Annotated in this window: 14 protein-coding genes; 8 read left to right on the forward strand and 6 right to left on the reverse strand. The window is 61.9% G+C overall.

Annotation, left to right across the window (positions count from 1 at the left end):
• Positions 1 to 60 precede the first annotated feature (60 nt).
• From DWX58_RS03425 to DWX58_RS03445, 4 genes are read right to left on the reverse strand one after another with little or no spacing between them, the layout of a single operon-like run.
• Entirely contained in the window at positions 61 to 3123 is a 3063-nt protein-coding gene (locus DWX58_RS03425; RefSeq protein ID WP_243093239.1) for an efflux RND transporter permease subunit, read from the reverse strand.
• Between the two features lie 4 nt (positions 3124 to 3127).
• A complete protein-coding gene (locus DWX58_RS03430) occupies positions 3128 to 4306 on the reverse strand; it encodes an efflux RND transporter periplasmic adaptor subunit (RefSeq protein WP_118641610.1) in 1179 nt (392 codons plus the stop codon).
• A 19-nt stretch (positions 4307 to 4325) separates the two neighbouring features.
• On the reverse strand, positions 4326 to 5750 hold the full coding sequence (locus DWX58_RS03435; RefSeq protein ID WP_147382229.1) for a TolC family protein: 1425 nt from the start codon (positions 5748 to 5750) through the stop codon (positions 4326 to 4328).
• Positions 5747 to 6391 (reverse strand): TetR/AcrR family transcriptional regulator, encoded by a 645-nt coding sequence (locus DWX58_RS03445; RefSeq protein WP_118641612.1) that lies wholly within the window; start codon positions 6389 to 6391, stop codon positions 5747 to 5749. Before DWX58_RS03445 ends, DWX58_RS03435 begins: the two co-directional genes overlap by 4 nt.
• Before the next feature lie 231 nt (positions 6392 to 6622).
• Here DWX58_RS03445 and asnS point away from each other — a divergent pair, with 231 nt between their 5' ends.
• The gene (gene asnS, locus DWX58_RS03450; protein WP_118641613.1) at positions 6623 to 8017 is read left to right on the forward strand and encodes an asparagine--tRNA ligase; all 1395 of its coding nucleotides are present in this window, start codon (positions 6623 to 6625) and stop codon (positions 8015 to 8017) included.
• Between the two features lie 436 nt (positions 8018 to 8453).
• Positions 8454 to 8690, forward strand: a complete 237-nt coding sequence (locus tag DWX58_RS03455) for a helix-turn-helix transcriptional regulator (protein WP_118641614.1) — start codon at positions 8454 to 8456, stop codon at positions 8688 to 8690.
• A 57-nt stretch (positions 8691 to 8747) separates the two neighbouring features.
• On the opposite strand, the gene DWX58_RS03460 is transcribed toward DWX58_RS03455, so the two are convergent.
• Positions 8748 to 9686, reverse strand: coding sequence for a D-2-hydroxyacid dehydrogenase (locus tag DWX58_RS03460; protein ID WP_118641615.1), 939 nt, complete (start codon positions 9684 to 9686; stop codon positions 8748 to 8750).
• A 168-nt stretch (positions 9687 to 9854) separates the two neighbouring features.
• Here DWX58_RS03460 and recG point away from each other — a divergent pair, with 168 nt between their 5' ends.
• The 3 genes from recG (at position 9855) to mutY (ending at position 13894) form a co-directional block, all read left to right on the forward strand.
• On the forward strand, positions 9855 to 11942 hold the full coding sequence (gene recG / locus DWX58_RS03465) for an ATP-dependent DNA helicase RecG (RefSeq protein WP_118641616.1): 2088 nt from the start codon (positions 9855 to 9857) through the stop codon (positions 11940 to 11942).
• 20 nt (positions 11943 to 11962) lie between these two features.
• Entirely contained in the window at positions 11963 to 12415 is a 453-nt protein-coding gene (locus DWX58_RS03470) for a GNAT family N-acetyltransferase (RefSeq protein WP_118641617.1), read from the forward strand.
• 435 nt (positions 12416 to 12850) lie between these two features.
• Complete coding sequence (gene mutY / locus DWX58_RS03475; protein ID WP_118641618.1) at positions 12851 to 13894, forward strand: A/G-specific adenine glycosylase; 1044 nt, start codon at positions 12851 to 12853, stop codon at positions 13892 to 13894.
• A gap of 47 nt (positions 13895 to 13941) precedes the next feature.
• On the opposite strand, the gene DWX58_RS03480 is transcribed toward mutY, so the two are convergent.
• On the reverse strand, positions 13942 to 14859 hold the full coding sequence (locus DWX58_RS03480; RefSeq protein WP_118641619.1) for a CorA family divalent cation transporter: 918 nt from the start codon (positions 14857 to 14859) through the stop codon (positions 13942 to 13944).
• Positions 14860 to 15016: 157 nt separating this feature from the next.
• On the opposite strand from DWX58_RS03480, the gene DWX58_RS03485 reads away from it, so the two are divergent.
• The 3 genes from DWX58_RS03485 to DWX58_RS03495 all read left to right on the forward strand — a co-directional run bounded on the left by DWX58_RS03485 (position 15017) and on the right by DWX58_RS03495 (position 18631).
• The gene (locus DWX58_RS03485; protein WP_118641620.1) at positions 15017 to 15577 is read left to right on the forward strand and encodes a prolyl-tRNA synthetase associated domain-containing protein; all 561 of its coding nucleotides are present in this window, start codon (positions 15017 to 15019) and stop codon (positions 15575 to 15577) included.
• Between the two features lie 31 nt (positions 15578 to 15608).
• Positions 15609 to 17447 carry an RNA polymerase sigma factor gene (locus DWX58_RS03490; RefSeq protein WP_158579202.1) on the forward strand — a complete coding sequence of 613 codons (1839 nt, stop codon included), beginning with the start codon at positions 15609 to 15611 and terminating at the stop codon, positions 17445 to 17447.
• Between the two features lie 257 nt (positions 17448 to 17704).
• Positions 17705 to 18631 (forward strand): hypothetical protein, encoded by a 927-nt coding sequence (locus tag DWX58_RS03495; protein WP_118641622.1) that lies wholly within the window; start codon positions 17705 to 17707, stop codon positions 18629 to 18631.
• Positions 18632 to 18726 lie beyond the last annotated feature (95 nt).

Here is an 18726-nt window from a genome sequence, read left to right on the forward strand (position 1 = left end):
CCAAACAAAAAACGGGAGGCACACTCTTTTGAGTGTGCCTCCCGTTTCACGTTGGGTGACTTACACCGTCTCCTCCTTGGGGGCAGGCTTGGGCTTGCGGCGGAAGATATGGCTGAGGTTATCAATGACGGAGTAGTAGACCGGGGTAAAGATCAGGGTGATGATGGTGGAAATGACCATGCCGCTGATCATGGTGATGCCCATATCAGACATCATCTCGTTGGTGTCGCCGATGCCCAGGGCCATGGGCACCAGGGCCAGGATGGTGGTGAGGGTGGTCATGAGCACGGGCCGGATACGCAGGGGGCAGGCGTGGAGGATGGCCTCCTGGCGGCTCTCGCCCCGCTCCCGGCGCTGACGGATGTAGTCCACCAGGATGATGGAGGCGTTGACCACGGTACCTGCCAGCATGATGAGGGCCACCAGAGAGATCATGGACAGGTCCCGTCCGGTGACCGGCAGGGCAAACAGAGCGCCGCTGAAGGCCACGGGCAGAATCATCATGACGATGACGGGCATGAGGAAGGACTCAAACTGGGAGGCCAGGACGAAGTACACCAGGCCCAGGGCCACAACCAGAGCCAGCAGCAGGTCGGAGAAGCTGTCCATCATGTCGGTGTAGGCGCCGGAAATCTGGGCGGTGTAGCCGTCGGGCAGGGCGTAGCTGTCCAGAATGGCCTGGATCTTGGCAGTCATGGCGGTGGTATCGCCGCTGATGGTGTCGCCCGCCACAGAAATCTGCCGGGCCTGGTTCACACGGGTGATGGTCTGGGGAGCCTGGATAATCTCCACCTGGGCCACCGAGGACAGGGGCACCGTGCCGCCGTAGGCGGTGGTGACAGGCATGGAGCGCAGGGCGTCCAGGTTCTCCCCGGCCACGCCGTCGCCCCGGACCACCACGTCCAGCTCCTTGTTGTCGATGGTGACGGTGGTGGCGGTGGCGCCGGACAGCTCCGAGCGCACCGCCGCGCCGATGGTGGCGGCGGTGAGGCCGTACTGGGAGGCGGCTTCCCGGTTGATGGTGACGGTGACCTGGTCCACCCGCTTGGCGGCGGAGGTGGTCACATCCACGGCGTCCTCCAGCTGGGCAATCTGCTCAGCCAGGTCGCCGGCAATGAGGGTCAGGGTGTTGTAGTCGGTGCCGGTGATGTCTACGCTGATGTCCTGGCCGCCCATGAGCGCGGTCATGTCCGAGGCGGAGACGGTGATCTCACAGCCGGCGATGTCCGCCAGAGCGGTGCGCAGGCCGTTGGCCACCTGCTGGCTGGTGCGGGTGCGCTCACTTTTGTCCACCAGGGTCAGATTCACCGAGGCGGACTCAGGCTGGGTGATATAGTAGACGTTGTCCAGCTCGGGCACCGTCTCCTCCACCACAGCTACCACCCGGTCGGCAATGGCGGTGGTCTGCTCCACCTCCGAACCGATGGGGGTGCTGACGGAGACAGTCACCATGCCCTGGTCCATCTCGGGCATGAGCACCATCTTGGTGGACAGGCAGGAGACGGTGAACAGAACCACCAGGGCCACCGAGGCCAGCATACCCAGGGTCAGATGGCGGGTGAAGAAGGCCAGCACCTTGGTGTACCAGTCCATAAGGGGCAGAGATTTGCGGGTGCTCTTCCGCTGGGCCTTTTTCAGAGCCTGGCGGCGCACCCGGTTCTCATCCAGCAGGAAGTAACACAGCAGGGGCACCAGGGTGACGGCAATGACCAGAGAGCCCAGGATCAGGAAGGCAATGGTGAGGCAGAAGTCCTTGAACAGCATACCGGCAATGCCTCCGCTGAGGCCCAGGGGCAGGAACACGGCCACGGTGGTGAGGGTGGAGGCGGTGAGGGAGGTGAAGACCTCTTTGGTGCCGTCCACGCAGGACTCCATGCGGCTGTGGCCCTCGCCGGCGTAGCGGTAGATGTTCTCCAGCACCACGATGGAGTTGTCCACGATCATGCCCACGCCCATGGCGATGCCGCCCAGGGACATCATGTTCAGGGTGAGGTCAAAGACGTTCATCAGCACGAACACGGTGAGAATACAAACGGGCATGGACACGGCGATGGTGGCGGTGGCGCCCCAGCGGCGCAGGAAGAGGAACACCACAATGGCGGCCAGCACTACGCCCAGAATGATGTTCTGGATGGCGGACTCCACAGAGAGGTTAATGTAGTCGGAGGCCAGATAGGGAATGGCGTAGGCCACCGCGGCGTTTTTCTCCTTTAGCTCCGCCATGGCCTTGGCCACCGCCTGGGCGGTGGCGGCCTCGTTGGCGCCGGACTGCTTGGAGACCTGGAGGATGACGCAGGCGGTGCCGTCCGTCTTGGCCACCGTGTCCGCGTCCAGGTTCTCCAAAGAGATGTCGGCCACCTCCGAGAGGCGCACCGAGCCGCCGGTGGGCAGGGGGAGAATGACGTTGGCCACATCCTCCACAGTGCTCAGCTTGGCGTCGGTGGAAACGGTGAGGTGCTGAGACCCATTTTCCATCTCGCCGGCGGGGTAGAGGAGGTTCTCTGCGGCCAGAATCTGGGCGATGTAGGAGCTGGACAGCCCCAGGCCGGCGGCCCGGGTGTTGTCGATCTCCACGGCCACCTGCTGGCTTACGCCGCCGGAGACGGTGACCTGCGCCACGCCGTCAATGCGCTCCAAAGCGGGGGCCACCGTGTCCTCCGCCAGGGCCTGGACGGAGGCCAGGTCCTCTCCCATGAGGGCGATCATGGCCGAGGGCATCAGGTCGCTGACGTTGATGTTGACGATGACCGGGTCGGTGGCACCGTCGGGCAGGGAGAGCATATCAAACTTCTCCCGCAGCTTGGTGGCGGCAATGTCCAGGTCGGTGCCGTCCACATAGGTGATCTGGACCTGGCTCACTCCGTCGGAGGAGGAGGACTGCACGCCGTCCACGCCGGGCACCGACATGATGGCCGACTCCAGGGGGCGGGTGACCAGCTCCTCCATGTCGCTGGGGTTGGCGCCGTTGTAGTAGCACAGGACCACGGCGGCGGGGGCCTCAATGTCCGGGAGGAGGGACATCTGGAGCTGGGTGGTGAAGACCACACCGAAGATGGAAACCATGATGACCGCCATGAGGGTGGTCACCTTGTGCTTGATGCAGAATTTTGCGATGCTGCTCACAGCCTCAGCCCTCCCCGGACACGACCCGCACCGGATCGCCGTCAGACAGGTAGGCCTGGCCCACCGTCACCAGCTGCTGGCCGGGCTGGAGGCCGGAGGTGATCTCCGTGACGCCGTTGCCGGTGAGGCCGGTGGTGACGGCCACCTGCTTGGCCACGCCCTCTTCCACCACAAAGACGTGCTGCTCCGTGCCGCTGGTGAGGATGGCCTCGGTGGGCACCACCACCGCATTTTCCGAGGCATCGGTGCGGAAGGTGACGTCGGCAAACATGCCGCTGAGCAGTCCGCTCACATCGGCGGGCACGGAGAGGGTGACGGTATAGAGCTTGGTCTGGGCGTTGGCGGTCTGCTCCACCGCACGGATCTGGGCGGTAAAGGTGGTGTCAATGGCGGACACGGTGACTTCCGCCTCGTCCCCGATGGCCAGCTTGGGCACCAGGGCCTCAGACACGGAGACGGACACCTTCATCTGCTCCGGCCCGTCAATGACGGCCACAGGCATGGAGGGGGAGACGAAGGCATTTTCCACCGCGTTGAGGGACACCAGGGTGCCCGCGGTGGGGGCAATCACGTTGCCCTGACTGTCCACATCCTCCAGGAGGGTGGACAGCTGCTCCACGTTGGACTTGGCGCTCTGCATCCCGGCCTCCAGCTGGGCCAGGGTGGAGGTGCGGCCCGCCTCGGCCTGCTGGAGGGACAGCTCTGCCTGATCGATCTCCAGCTGGGAGGCGGCCCCGATTTCAAAGAGGGCCTTCAGGTTGTCCAGGTTGGTCTGGGCCAGCTGGACCTGCTTGTCCAGAATGGCCTTCTGATCCTGGTAGCTCTGGGCGGCGGAGTCATAGCTGATGTTGGCCGCGTTGTAAGAGGAGAGGGTGCTGTCCAGATCCAGGGTGCAGATCTTCTGCCCCGCCTGAACGGTGTCGCCGGCCTCCACGTACACGGCGGTACACTTGACGCTGGAGACCACGAAGATAGAGGTCTCATTGTCGGCGGCAATCTTGCCGGACACCTTGTTTTCGGTGGCGATGTCGTCGGAGGTGACCTCCTGCACCTGGACGGCCACACCGGCGGCGGTCTGGCCGGAGGTATCTGTGCTGGTATCGGAGCTGCTTCCGCAGGCGGTGAGGGAGACGGCCAGGGCGGCGGCCAGGGCCAGGGACACAATTTGTTTTCTTGCCATCATAGTATGTAGGTCCTCCTGCTTAGTTCAAAATGCCGTAATCCACGGCCCAGCGATAGTTGTTGTAGGCGGAGAACAGGTTGCGCCGGGCGGTGTTCACCGTGTCCTGAGCGGTGTCCAGGTCATCCTTGGCGGTGAGCAGGGCGTTTTCGGAGATGGTGCCCTGCTCATATTTCAGCTGGTCCACGGCGTAGTTGTCCTGCTCCACGGCCAGGGCGGTCTGGGCCGCCTGGAGCACCTGCTGATAGTCCTTTACCTGGGCATACAGGGTGCGGAAGGAGAGCTCGAAGTTCTGCACCGCTCCATCATAGGTGTACTGAGCGGCCTGCCAGGCGTGCTGGGCCTGGACAAACTGGTATTTGCTCTCGTTATAATTGTATTTTTTGCCCGCGTCCTTGTAGGTCTCCTCCGCGTCGTCCAGAGTCTTCTTGGCGGCATAGAGGGTGTAGCTGACCTCCTTGGCGGCGGCCAGATCGGCCTCCAGGTCCATGGCCTCCAGCTGCTGGTCGGTGACCTGAGGCAGGGCGGACAGGCGCAGGGTGCCGGTAATCTCGTCGCCTACCATGGACTGCAGATTCATGGTCAGGGTGGAGATGGAGTTCTCCACGGTCTGCTTCTGGCTGACCAGGGTGGTCCGGCCCGACTTGGCCTGCTGGAGGGTGAGGGAGGAGATCTGCCCCAGCTCATAGCGCAGCTCCAGCTCCTCAATCTGTCGGTCCATGGCGTCCAGAGCCCGCTGGAGGGTGGCGTTGGTGGCCTGAAGCTCGCTGAGCTGGACGTACATGCTCTCGGTCAGCAGCACCAGGTTGTTCTGGGTGTCCTCCAGCTGTCGGATGCCGTCGGCGGCCTCCTTCTGGGTGGTGCCGTCCTTGATGGCGTCAAACTGCTCCCGCACCGCGTCGTACTGGGTCTGGAGGGACTGGGCGGCGGAGGAATTGGACATGGAGACCATGCCCTGAAGCACTCCTTCAACAGCCTCCATTCCTGGGGGAAGATCTATCATAGAGCCGCTGGTGATGAGTCCCCACTGCATATTGGCAATGTCGTTGAGGGTGTCCCGCAGCTCTTCCATAAGCTTGTCATAGTCGGTGGCCTCCACCTGGGCGATGGTCTCCTCCAGCACCAGGTAGTTGAGGTTCCCCGCCCGGACCCGGCTGTCCACGTTGGCAAAGGACAGGGAGCCCTCCGGATCGGGGTCAGGCTGGGGCGTCTCCTCGTCGGGGTCCTCCCCGTCCTCTCCCTCCGAATCCTCCGGGGCGCTTGTGTCCTCCCCGCCGGACTCCTCCTGATCCGCCTGGACCTCTGTTTGGGTCGCTTCCTGTTCTTCCTGCTGCTCCACGGCGGAGGGATCCGGCTCCACCGGGTCCGCCGCCAGCACCGCGCCCCCGCACAGGCCCAAAGCCAGGGCTCCGGCCAGCATCAGGGCGGTGAGTTTCTGATTTGTCATGTCCGTCCTCCTTCGTCGCTTTCCCGGTGGAATTCCGGCTCCGCCAGGCTGCCCCGGCGGATAATATCCACCCGCTGCTGCAAAATGTCCCTTTGGGCTTCCCACTGGTCCGGCTTGCGCAGCGTGGTCATCACCGCGCAGATCAGCGCGCCCATGAGCAAAAAGAAAATGTGTTCCAAAAAGCGGTGCTCCCCGCTCTGCAGCCCTTCGGTATCGATGTGCCGGGCCAGCTGGTCGGGCAGTATGGGCCGCTCCTCCCCCGCCATCCACTGCATATCCATGCCCTGGTTGCGCTGCATCACCCGGATGAAGCGGAGCAGCCGTTTGTCCGCGCTGCCCCCCCGGTGGACGAACCGGTCAAAGGCCGCCAGAGGCATGGCAAACAGATCACCCTGGCTCTTCACCAGGACCTCCTCCAGAACCTGGGTGAAGTAGGCCCACATGTCCCCCAGCAGGTAGGCGAACAGTTCATCCTTATCGGTGAAATACTGATAGAAGCTGCCCCGGGAGATTCGGGCCCCCTGAATGATCTTGTTGATGGACGCATCTGCGTAGCGCACCTGGGTAAATTCTCCCCAGGCCGCATCCAGCAGGCGCTGCCGCTTTTCCTCCGGCAATCGGAAAAAGGTACTGGTAGGCATAGCAGACCTCCAAAATATGACAGGTTGTCATTGTGACAGGCTGTCACAAATTATACGCACCCCCCATTTTCCTGTCAAGGCGGCTGGGCGTAAAGATTATGTAAGAATTCCGGCCTGCTCCGGCGGGGAATTCCCGCTGTTCCTCTTGTAAAAGGAGAAAAAAAGCATTATAATGAAAAGACCCGGTCTTTCCGGGCTTATTTGTCTGATCATGATATGGAGAGGAATGCTATGCAGCGTATCACCATCGCTTCTATCTTTGCCGACCAGGACGCTCTGGGCGGCCAGACGGTCACCGTCTGCGGCTGGGCCCGCACCATCCGGGACATGAAGGGCTTCGGCTTTATTGAGCTCAACGACGGCTCCTGCTTCAAGAACCTGCAGGTAGTCATGGACGCCAACGTGCTGGACAATTATAAGGAGATCGCCGCTCAGAACGTGGGCGCCGCCCTCATTGTCACCGGCACCGTGGTCCTCACCCCCACCGCCAAGCAACCCCTGGAGGTAAAGGCCGCCTCCATCGCCGTGGAGGGCCCCTCCGCCCCCGACTACCCCCTGCAGAAGAAGCGCCACAGTGTGGAGTTCCTCCGCACCATCCAGCACCTGCGCCCCCGTACCAACCTCTTTTCCGCCGCCTTCCGGGTGCGCTCCGTGGCTGCCCACGCCATCCACTGCTTCTTCCAGGACCAGGGCTTTGTCTATGTCCACACCCCCATCATCACCGCCTCCGACTGTGAGGGCGCCGGCGAGATGTTCCAGGTGACCACCCTGGATCTCCAGAATGTGCCCAAGAACGAGGACGGCTCTGTGGACTACACCAAGGACTTCTTCGGCAAGAAGGCCAGCCTCACCGTCTCCGGCCAGCTCAACTGCGAGAACTTCGCCATGGCCTTCGGCAACGTCTACACCTTCGGCCCCACCTTCCGCGCCGAGAACTCCAACACCCAGCGTCACGCCGCCGAGTTCTGGATGATCGAGCCTGAGATGGCCTTCGCCGACCTCAATGACTATATGGACACCGCTGAGGCCATGATCAAGTATATTATCAACTATGTCATGGCCAAGTGCCCCGACGAGATGAACTTCTTCAACTCCTTCGTGGACAAGGGACTGAAGGAGCGTCTGGAGCATGTGGCCTCCTCCGACTTCGCCCGGGTGAGCTACACCGAGGCGGTGGAGATTCTGAAGAAGAACAACGACAAGTTTGATTATAAGGTGGAGTGGGGCTGCGACCTGCAGACCGAGCACGAGCGCTACCTCACCGAGCAGGTCTACAAGCGCCCCGTGTTCGTCACCGACTACCCCAAGGAGATCAAGGCCTTCTATATGCGCCTCAACGACGACGGCAAGACCGTGGCCGCCGCCGACTGCCTGGTGCCCGGCATCGGCGAGATCATCGGCGGCTCCCAGCGTGAGGAGCGCATCGACATCCTGGAGGCCCGCATCAAGGAGCTGGGCATGAATCCCGAGGACTACTGGTGGTACTGTGACCTGCGCCGCTACGGCTCCTGCCGCCACGCCGGCTATGGCCTGGGCTTCGAGCGCATGGTCATGTACCTCACCGGCATCAGCAACATCCGCGACGTGGAGCTGCATCCCCGTACGGTGGGCAACGCGGAGTTTTAAGCATCTCTAAGCCCTCGCCGGGCAGGCGTTCTTTTTCTTGCAAGAAAAAGAACCAAAAAGAACTTAAGCGCAAAACTTCGTTTTGCTTCCTGGGAAGAACGAAAACAGGAGGGACGCACAGCGTCCCTCCTGTTTTATATTATAAATGTCAGCATCTGCTGTCTAATCCCCCCGCATCAGCTCTGGGTTCAGATAAATAAATATTCCTGCCCCGGGAAGAATTAGGAACAGACTGTACTCACCTAAAACAGACTGAGCTAGAATGGACAGCACCAGACAAAACAGGACAGCCACAGTTCCAACCAGAAGCCTGACCCACATAGGCCACTTCATCATAGTTTCCCACCACGCAAAATTCGTTATCACGAAACATTATAATATACGAAGTGGATAAACTCAACTCATAAATTCTTTATTGCGAATTATGGGTGAGGCTATGCAAAAGATTCGACCGGATCTGGATATTGGACACAACATTCAGGCGCTGCGCCGCAGAGCAGGTATGACCCAGGACCAGGTAGTGGCGAAACTCCAGCTGATGGGCCTGAGTATTTCCAAAAGCACTTATGCAAAGCTGGAAACCAATCGCATGAACATCAAAGTAAGTGAACTGGTGGCGCTGAAAGAGATTTTTCAGGCGGAATATCAGGACTTTTTTGTTGGATTGGGTTGAGAAACGAAACGAGGAGGGACACTGCGTGTCACTCCTCGTTTTCTTATGTATGAATGATCAGCGTACCCGGTTCATCAAGGGCTCTCCGGCCAGGTAGCGGCGCAGGTTTTCCAGCGCGATTTCGATGCACTTCTTGCGGGTGATCTCCAGCCGCATACCGCCGGCCACATGGGGGGTGATGAGCAGGTTGGGGATGTCCCACAGGGGGCTGTCCTCCGGCAGGGGCTCGGGCACCGTCACGTCCAGAGCCGCTCCCCACAGCTTGCCCTTCTCCATGGCCCGGCCAAGAGCGTCCTGGTCCAGGGCGGAGCCCCGTCCGGCGTTGATAAAGATGGCGTCGTCCTTCATAAGGCCGATGCGCCGCTCGTCCATCAGTCCGGCGCTCTGGGCGTTGTGGGGCAGGCAGAGGGCCACCACATCCGCCTGGGGCAGCAGCTCGTCCAGCTTCTCCAGGGGGAACACCTCATCAAAGCCCTCCACCGGTCCGCGCACTGTCCGCTTGAGACCGATGGTGTGGGCCCCCAGGGCACGGCACATGCCTGCGAAGGTAGAGCCGATGTGTCCCGCACCCACCACCAGCACGGTGCCGCCGTAGATGGTCTTCATGATACCCTCATCCGCCCAGCGGTGCTGCTTTTGGCTGTCCCGGTAGGTGGGCAGGCGGCGGCACAGGGCCATCACGCTGGCCAGCATGTGCTCGGCCACGCTCAGGCTGTTGCTGCCGCTGGAGGAGGACATGATCACCCCCGGAGGCAGGATGCCCTCCCCCTCGTACTCGTCTGTTCCCGCCCACATGGTCTGCAGCCACTTGAGGTTCCGGGCGTAGTGCAGCTCCTCGGCCTTGGGCCAGCCCAAAATGATGGTGGCCTCCTCCAGCTGCTGAGGGGTGACCGATTTCCGCCCGGCGTACACATGGACGGCGTCCGGGGCCAGGGCCTCAAATTTCTCCCGGTCCTCCTCCTTCAGGGGGAGCAGGTTCAAAATATGTTCCGACATGGGGGTGCTCCTTTCGTTTCAAAGCTCTTTGCCCCCATTATACGGGCTCCCTCTCCCTTTGGCAAGGGGCTTTCTTTCGCCTTTACTCCCCGGACAATGTGTGGTAGAATAGCGGAAAGCGGCTGATTTCAGCCGTTTTCACTGCCATTACAGACAGGAGGTGCCCCTATGACCGTGTCGCTGGACACCCCGCTGACCCAGTTCCCCGGCGTGGGGGCGGTGCGGGCCGGCAAGCTCAGCAAGCTGGGCCTGGAGAAGGCAGGAGACCTGCTTCTCCGCTACCCCCGGGACTACGAGGACCGGCGTCAGCTGTACTCCATCCGCCAGGCTCCCCTGGGAACGCGGGTGTGCATCTCCGCCATGGCGGCGGAACACCCCCGCCTCTCCCGCATCCGGAAGGGATTGGAATTGGTCCAGCTCAAGGTGGTGGACCAGACCGGGGTCCTGCACCTCACCTTCTTCAATCAGAGCTATGTCCAGCGGGCCCTCCAGGCGGGGGAGGAGTACATCTTCTTCGGCACCGTGGAGGAGCAGGGCCGCCGCCGCACCATGGTTAATCCCATCTTTGAGCGTGCGGACCGTCCCAATGTCACCGGGCGCATCATGCCCATCTACCACCTCACCGCGGGCATCTCCAACCACCTGCTCGCCTCCCTGACCCAGCAGGCCCTGCCCTGCGCGGGCAGCCTCCCCGAGACGCTGCCCGCCGGTCTTCGCCAGCACTATCAGCTGGCGGAGCTGGAATTTGCGTTAAAAAACATTCACTTCCCCCAGGACGAGGAGGCCCTGGACCTGGCCCGGCGGAGGCTCACCTTTGAGGAGCTCTTCTACCTGTCCGTGGGCCTCACCCTCCTGAAGGACCGGCGGGGGGAGGAGACCGGCTTTCCCGTTCCGCCCCAGCCTCAAGGGGACTTTGAGGCCCTGTTGCCCTTCGCCCCCACCCAGGCCCAGGCCCGGGTCATGGGGGAGATTGCCGCCGACCTCTCCTCGGGACGGCCCATGAACCGCCTGGTCCAGGGGGATGTTGGTTCGGGCAAGACGGCGGTGGCCGCCTTCGCCGCCTGGCTGGCGGCCAGGGGCGGGTATCAGTCCGCCCTCATGGCCCCCACGGAGGTACTGGCCGAACAGCACGCCCGCTCTCTGTCCGCCCTGCTGGCTCCGGCGGGCATCCGGGTGGGTCTGCTCACCGGCTCCCTGCCCGCGGCGGAAAAGCGGAAGATACGGGCGGCATTGGCGGCGGGGGAGATTGACCTGGCCGTGGGCACCCACGCCCTCATCTCCGCCGACGTGTCCTTTGCCCGGCTGGGCCTCATCATTGCCGACGAGCAGCACCGCTTCGGCGTGGCCCAGCGGGCCGCCCTGGCCGCCAAGGGGACGGCGGAGGGAGCTCCCCACGTGCTGGTCATGTCGGCTACCCCCATTCCCCGCACTCTGGCTCTCATCATTTACGGGGATCTGGACGTATCAGTCATTGACCAGCTGCCTCCCGGCCGCACCCCCGTGGAGACCTACATCATCCGGGAGGACAAGCGGGAGCGGATGTACAACTTTGTCCGCCAGCAGGTAGCCCAGGGCCGGCAGGTCTACCTCATCTGTCCGGCGGTGGAGGATAACCCCGACGCCGCCCTCCCCGGGGAGGAACACCCCACCCTGAACCTGAAAGCCGTGACCAGCTACGCCGCCCAGCTGCAGAAGGACGTTTTTCCCGACCTGCGCCTGGGAGTGCTCCACGGCAAGCTGCGCCCCAGGGAAAAGGAAGCGGTGATGGCCGCCTTTGCCAAGGGGGACATCCAGGTACTGGTGGCCACCACCGTGGTGGAGGTGGGGGTGGACGTGCCCAACGCTTCCCTGATGATCATCGAGAATGCCGACCGCTTCGGCCTCAGCCAGCTCCACCAGCTCCGTGGCCGGGTAGGCCGGGGCAAGCACCAGTCCTACTGCGTGCTGGTCACCTCCACCCGAAATCCCGAGTCCATGCAGCGGCTGCGGGTGCTCTCCTCCACCACCGACGGTTTCCGCATTGCCGAGGAGGACTTGAAGCTGCGGGGGCCGGGTGATTTCTTCGGCAGCCGGCAGCACGGCCTGCCCCAGCTGAAGATCGCCGACCTGGCGGGGGACACCCGCCTTCTGACCCAGGCCCAGCAGGCCGCCCGTGACCTGCTGGCGGAGGACCCGGCCCTGCAGCGGCCGGAAAACCGACCTGTGCTTGCCCGGGTGCGGCAGCTCTTTGCCGACACCCCGGATATTTTCAACTAAATGAGAAAAGGAGTTTTATCATGCTCAGCTTCCGCGACATTACCCCTCAGGACCACGACATCATCCTGCCCATGGTGCGGGACTTTTACCAGACCGACGCCGTCCTCCATCCGGTGGACGAGTCCATCCTGGAGCGCACCTTCCGGGATGCCGCCGACGCCACAGAGCCTCTGCTGCGGGGTGTGCTCATCTCCTGGGACGGGCAGCCCGCGGGCTACCTCTATATCACCCTGTGCTACTCCGCCGAGGTGGGCGGCCGGTGCGTCTTCCTGGAGGAGATCTACCTGCTGCCCGAATTCCGGGGGAAGGGGCTGGGACTGGACATCCTGTCCTGGATTGAGCAGAGCTATCCCGGTGCCCGTCGCCTCCGCCTGGAGGTCAACCACGTCAACCAGGGGGCCGTCCACCTGTACGAAAAGGCAGGCTACACCTATCTGCGCTATGAGCAGATGATCATTGACAAGGTGAAGTAAGAAACCCAGCCCTGCCTGGGCAATCGGAGACAGGCTTTGTATCCGGAATTTACCCAGACTGGCGGGACAGCTGTTTTCTCCTCTCCGGTTCATCTGAGAAAACCAGAAAGGGGCACCCCTGCGGGGTGCCCCTTTCTGGTTGATCTGGAAGGATGGATGAAAAAGGAATGATCACGAACAAAGGTTGTCATCTCCGATACACCACAAGAGCGGCAGATGGTATATCGTTAATTTTTTAACTTTTGTTCTGTTAAAACTTTAACATCTCGGTCCCGGAAATACCATTCCCAAATTCATTATGTATATTATAATGAAATAGCTATATACGGGTCCGTATTCCTCCCCCCTTGCGGCGGAGACCGGGGGACAGTATAATAGGGAGGACACCGCCCACCGGAGGATGCAGGGTCCGGGGGCGGACACAAGGAGGATACTATGGATACACCACTTGAGCAGCTGCCCATTCCGCTGCTTCTCTGGTACCGGGAACACGCCCGGACGCTGCCCTGGCGCAGCCATCCCACCGCCTATCGGGTGTGGATTTCGGAAATCATGCTCCAGCAGACCCGGGTGGCGGCGGTGCTGGACTACTACCGCCGTTTCCTGGAGGCGGCCCCCACGGTGGAGGAACTGGCCTTTCTGCCGGAGGATCAACTGATGAAACTGTGGCAGGGGCTGGGCTATTACAGTCGGGCCCGCAACCTGCAGAAGGCCGCCCGGCAGATTGTGGAGGAGCACGGGGGCCTATTTCCCAATACTTATGACGCCATCCGCGCCCTGCCCGGAATTGGGGACTACACCGCCGGGGCTATTTCCTCCATCGCCTTCGGCCTGCCCACTCCGGCGGTGGACGGCAACGTGCTGCGGGTGGCGGCCCGAATCACCGGAGACCCGGGGGACATCTCCACCCCGGCCATGAAGAAAAAGGTCACTGCCGCCCTGGCCCAGCTCATCCCGGTGGAGGCTCCGGGAGACTTCAACCAGGCCATGATGGAGCTGGGTGCCACCGTCTGTCTGCCCAACGGGGCGCCTCTCTGTGACCGCTGTCCCGCGGCAGCCTTCTGCCGAGCGCACCTGGAGGACCGCACCGGTGAGCTGCCGGTGAAGGCGGCCAAGAAGGCCCGGCGGGTGGAGGAGCGCACCGTTTGGCTGGTCTTTCACGGGGACAAGGTGGCTCTGCGCCGCCGCCCCGCCCGAGGGCTGCTGGCCGGGCTGTGGGAGTACCCCAACGAGCTGGCTGACGGCACCGACTGGCTCCAGCACTGGGGCCTTTCCGGCTCCGTGCAGCGAGGCGGCACGGGCAAGCACATTTTCTCTCACATTGAGTGGCACATGACCGCCCAGGTGCTGGAGGCGGAGAGCGACACCCTGCCGGAGGGCTGGGTGTGGGCCGACCGGGCGGCGCTGCGGGAGGTATACGCCGTCCCCAACGCCTTTCAGGCCTTCTCCCATCTGGTGGAGGAGCGGCTGCGCTCATGATCCGAAGAGCAGACCGGCCCCGGGCAATGCCCGGGGCCGGTTCTCATTTACCAGAATTTCTTCTTTTTCATGATCCACAGGGTCAGCAGCACAATGACCACACTGGCGGCAATCACCGCCGGATAGCCGTAGGCCCAGCTCAGCTCGGGCATGCCGGTAAAGTTCATGCCGTACCAGCCGGCCACCAGGGACAGGGGCAGAAAGACGGTGGTGACCACGGTGAGGATCTTCATGATGCGGTTTTGCCGGATGTCCAGCTCCGCCTGAAAGAGCTCACGCACCTGCACACAGTACTCCCGCAGCAGCTGGGCCTCATCCCGCAGGCGCGCCACCCGTTTCTCCAGCATGTGGAACATCCGCTGTTCCTCGGAAGAAAAGAGGCCGATCTCATTGCCCTCCAGCTCACAGGCCACCCCATCCAGCTGGGTGTAGTACCGAAGCCAGCCCAGAATCTGCTTGCGCAGCGGAGAGAGGGCGGCGTTGAAGCCCTCCAGCTTTCCCGCCAGCACCTGGTCCTCCAGCTGCTCCAGCCGGTCCTCCAGCTCCTCCAGGTGGTGGAGGTCCCGGGCCAGCAGCTGTTCCAGAAACTCACAGAAAAACCGTCCCGGGCCGTTCTCCCGCCACCGTTTTTCCTTCCCAAGGCGCTTGAGGATGGCATGGGCCGTCCCGGTGTCGTCGCACAGCACCGCCCGGTCCCCGGTGAGCAGATAGCCAAAGGCGGTCCGCTCTCCCTCCCGGCCCCGGCGGGGGACCACCACCGTACCGCTCATGCAGTCCCGGCGCACCTCCGCCTTGCATACCCGGGCGTCCCGGGCGCTGGGCGTGTGGTGGAGCACCTCCTCCAGCCCGGGCAGCTGGGGATGCCGGTCCAGCTCTTCCGAGGAGAGCACATAGACCGCCGCCGTCCCCGGCGCCGGAGCTCCCTCCAGCAGCGTCAGGCTCTGGCCCAGACCATAGACATACATACCCCCGCCTCCGTTTTCTGCGTTTTCCCCATTGTACCACAGAGCCGCCCCCCGGTCCAAATGTTTTCCCGCCGGCGGGCCGGAGCACATCTGTACAAAAAAGGTTTCTTTGTGCTATGATGGGAGTCGAAATTACTGTGCTGCAAGGAGAATGGCCATGTACATCAATCCCACTGTCTATACCGGCCGCCCCACCGACGACCGCATTCCCCAGGAGCTGGCGGTCTACGACCGGCTGGAAGAACTGAATATCCCTTACCTGCGGGTGGACCACGACCACGCCGACACCATGGAGGCCTGTCTGCAGATCGAATCCCTGCTGGGAGCTAAAATCTGTAAAAACCTCTTTTTGTGCAACCGCCAGCAGACCCAGTTTTATCTTCTCATGATGCCGGGGGACAAGCCCTTCAAGACCAAGTACCTCTCCGCTCAGCTGGGCTGCGCCCGGCTGTCCTTTGCCGACGAGGGGCACATGAAGCAGTACCTCCAGACCATCCCTGGCTCTGTCTCCGCCCTGGAGCTCCTTTTTGACACGGAGCACATGGTGCAGCTGGTCATCGACCGGGCGCTGCTGGCCGACGAATTTATCAGCGGCCACCCGGGGATTTCCACCTCCACCCTGCGTCTGGGACGGGAGGACCTGCTGCGGTATGTGGCCTCCACCGGCCACGAGCCCACCTACATTGACCTGCCCGACCCCCGGGAGGCAGAGGAGTAACCGCCCCGGGCGGAACGAGGGAGAGAAGAAAATGGAGCTGCGAACATTGGTGGAGCGTGCCAAGGCCGGCGACCAGCAGGCCTTGGCACAGTTGTACCAAGAGACCAGTCCCCGTGTCTATGCCCTGGCGCTGCGCCTGACCGGCAACCCGGATCAGGCCATGGACGTGGTGCAGGAGAGCTACCTCTCCGCCCTTCAGAATCTGGAAAGCCTGCGCAATCCCGAGGCCTTTTTGAGCTGGATTTTTCAGATCGCCGCCAACCGCTGCCGGAATGTGCTGCGGCAGGAGGGGCGCTTTGTCTCCCCGGGCGGGGAGGACGAGGAGGAGCAGGACTATTTTGACGCCATCCCAGACCCCAACGAGGCTCTGATTCCCGAAGAAGCTGCAGACATCGGGGAGACCCGGCGGCTGGTGATGGAGCTGGTGAACCAGCTGCCCGAGGCCCAGCGGGAGTGTGTGATCCTCTACTATTTCTCCCAGTGCTCTGTGGAGCAGATCGCCCGCCTTCAGGCGTGCACGGAGGGGACGGTAAAAAGCCGGCTGAACTATGCCCGGAAGAAGCTGAAGGAGGGCGTGCTGGCCCTGGAGGCCCGGGACAACATCCGCCTGCACTCCCTGGCGCCCATCGGACTGCTCTTTGCCTGTGTGGGCAGCGAACTGCCCGCTCCCGGCGCATTTCTTCTCACCTGGCAGAATGTGGCCGCTGGGGTTGGCACAGCCGGCGCAGCAGCCGCTTCCGCCGGGGCCGCTTCTGCCGCGGGCCAGAGCGCTGGGGCTGGTGCCGGAGCGGCTGCCGCGAGCGGCAGCCAGACGGCCAGCGGCGTGGGCGCCGCCGCCAAGGGCATGGCCGGGGCGCTGAAGATGAAGATTGCCGCCGGGGTGGCGGCCGCTGCCGTGCTGGCGGGAGGCGCCGGGGTGGTGCTGCACCAGTCCGCTGTGACCTTCTCTGACCCGGTATTTGAACAGAACGTGCGGATCATACTGGACAAGCCCACCGGGCCCCTCCATGAGAGCGATCTGCAGGAAATTACCGTCCTTTGGATCAGCGATGATGGGATGACAGCGGAGCATCCCCAGGACTTTTTTACTGCTGCAGACGAAGGGACACAGCCGGTAACTTCTCTGGCCGATGTGTCATTGTTCCCCGATTTAGATATGCTCCACTGCTATACCCACGACAGCGGCGCACTGCTGAATACCCTAACAGAGAATGAAACCCTGCATTTTATTGTCAACGGCTTGGCCGGGGAAGAGGGGCTCTGGATTGAGGATCTCTCTTTTGTGGAGCGGCTGCCCAATTTGACCTATCTCTCCCTGTGCACGGCAGCGGACGCCGATCTCACCCCGGTGGAGGAAAAAGAGAGTCTCAGGGAGTTGAATCTCCGCATGGAGGGCGGCGGCACACTGGATGTGTCCCAACTGACCGGTCTTTACCGGCTGACGCTGGAGAGCGAACAGGACACAGAGCTGCGCCTGGAAACCGCCCAGGAACTGCCGGAGCTTCTGATGCTGGAGCTGGGGAACGGAGGAACCCTGGATTTCTCCCTGGAGGTGCTGTCCAATATGCCAGCCCTGGAGCTTTTGGAGCTGGATATGGTAAAAAACCTGGATTTGACGCCGGTTGCCCGCCTCCCCCATTTGAGAGCCCTTGCTCTGGACTATACGGGCTGGGACAACCCGCCTGCCGATCTGACGCCGCTGCTCCAAAGTGAGAGCCTGGAAATCTGCGGAATCTACCGCCTTCCGGAAGGAAGCACGGTTCCATCCCAGCTTCCCGTATCCATCGGAGAGTGGGAGCAATACTGGGCGATTCTGTATGAGGTTCAGGATCGCGTCAACCAAATGATTCGGGAAAACGGACCCGCCTGACGGCGGGTCCGTTTTTCTGTTTGGGCACGCCTATGTCCCGGCCAAAAAATTTTGAAAAATTTTTCAAAAAAGTAAAACCCGGCCCCGGTCTTATGAATCTTACTGGTGTGAGCGGGAGAGCTCATACCGGCGGCGAAGGAGCGGGTACCGAAGAACGCGGGAGGCCCCTGTCCCATGGGACAGCTCCTTCAAATCGTCAGCCCGACCCACCTTTGCCGCCGGAGCCAGTGAGAAATGAGAACAGGGAGGAAACAATTATGTTGGAGCTTTTATTCGGCGCTGCCCAGGAGACCGTCCGGTCCACCCTGGCCATAATCGGTCTATTTTTTGTTATTCCCGGCTTAATTCAGTGCTTTTTCGGCTACCGGGTACTGAAGCTGTTCGCAGCTTTCATGGGCTTCCTGGTGGGCCTGGTGAGCTTTGGCATTATCGGGGTGGTCACGCTGGAGGCGCTGGGTCCCGGGCTGCTGATGGGACTGGCGGGCGGTGTTTTGCTGGCCCTGCTGGCCTTCAAGGCCTATAAGATTGCGGTGTGTCTCATCAACGGGATCAACGTCTTTCTGGCCACGGTGACCTTCGGCTTTTTCTACGGCCTGGAGCAGGCGGTCCGGTATTTTGATCAGGATTATCTGATGCGAAATCTGGCGGCCGGCGGGATGCTGGGTATTATACTGGCTGTCGTAGCAATTCTGCTCACCGCCCTCCTGTTCCGGCCCCTCATCATCCTCTCTTCCGCTCTGGAAGGCGGCCTGCTGCTGGGCGGCGGACTGTGCATGATGCTCTATACCCTGGATATGACATTCCCCGTCTCTCTTCTATGCATCGTGGCCGGAGCGGCTTTTCAGTTCTACAATACCCGGGAGGAGGCTGTAATCCTGAAGCAGGAACGGGAAGAAAAGGTTCAGCGGACACAACAGGCTCAGGGAACGCCGAAACAGGGCAAGTTCATCCGGGCCTCCAAGGGTTTTTATGCGGGGCTGATTGCGGCGGAGCTTCTTGTCCTCTATGTATGGAACAAATGGGACACCGCAGGAATGATTCTGAGCTTTATTGCGGTCACGCTCTTTGCCCGCGGGTACAGATATTTCCTGCTGAAGCGGAACTATCCTCAGCAGATGGCTGAGGTGTCCTTCCTTTGCTATATGGCCAACCCCTTCCGCCAGTATGTCAACCCTTCGGAGTGATCTTCCACTTTTTCCGCTCCGGTCAAACGCCGGGGTGGACAAGGGAAGAAAATTTATTTATCATAACAATAAGATGGGGTTTTGCCAAACCCCAG

Source organism: Pseudoflavonifractor sp. AF19-9AC (assembly GCF_003478995.1).
Taxonomy (GTDB): Bacteria; Bacillota; Clostridia; order Oscillospirales; family Oscillospiraceae; genus Lawsonibacter.

What these genes read in the sequence shown, in the direction of transcription:
- DWX58_RS03430 (WP_118641610.1), bottom strand. Translation starts at nt 4,306, where the DNA reads ATGATGGCAAGAAAACAAATTGTGTCCCTGGCCCTGGCCGCCGCCCTG.
- DWX58_RS03435 (WP_147382229.1), bottom strand. Translation starts at nt 5,750, where the DNA reads ATGACAAATCAGAAACTCACCGCCCTGATGCTGGCCGGAGCCCTGGCT.
- DWX58_RS03445 (WP_118641612.1), bottom strand. Translation starts at nt 6,391, where the DNA reads ATGCCTACCAGTACCTTTTTCCGATTGCCGGAGGAAAAGCGGCAGCGC.
- asnS (WP_118641613.1), top strand. Translation starts at nt 6,623, where the DNA reads ATGCAGCGTATCACCATCGCTTCTATCTTTGCCGACCAGGACGCTCTG.
- DWX58_RS03455 (WP_118641614.1), top strand. Translation starts at nt 8,454, where the DNA reads ATGCAAAAGATTCGACCGGATCTGGATATTGGACACAACATTCAGGCG.
- DWX58_RS03460 (WP_118641615.1), bottom strand. Translation starts at nt 9,686, where the DNA reads ATGTCGGAACATATTTTGAACCTGCTCCCCCTGAAGGAGGAGGACCGG.
- recG (WP_118641616.1), top strand. Translation starts at nt 9,855, where the DNA reads ATGACCGTGTCGCTGGACACCCCGCTGACCCAGTTCCCCGGCGTGGGG.
- DWX58_RS03470 (WP_118641617.1), top strand. Translation starts at nt 11,963, where the DNA reads ATGCTCAGCTTCCGCGACATTACCCCTCAGGACCACGACATCATCCTG.
- mutY (WP_118641618.1), top strand. Translation starts at nt 12,851, where the DNA reads ATGGATACACCACTTGAGCAGCTGCCCATTCCGCTGCTTCTCTGGTAC.
- DWX58_RS03480 (WP_118641619.1), bottom strand. Translation starts at nt 14,859, where the DNA reads ATGTATGTCTATGGTCTGGGCCAGAGCCTGACGCTGCTGGAGGGAGCT.
- DWX58_RS03485 (WP_118641620.1), top strand. Translation starts at nt 15,017, where the DNA reads ATGTACATCAATCCCACTGTCTATACCGGCCGCCCCACCGACGACCGC.
- DWX58_RS03490 (WP_158579202.1), top strand. Translation starts at nt 15,609, where the DNA reads ATGGAGCTGCGAACATTGGTGGAGCGTGCCAAGGCCGGCGACCAGCAG.
- DWX58_RS03495 (WP_118641622.1), top strand. Translation starts at nt 17,705, where the DNA reads ATGTTGGAGCTTTTATTCGGCGCTGCCCAGGAGACCGTCCGGTCCACC.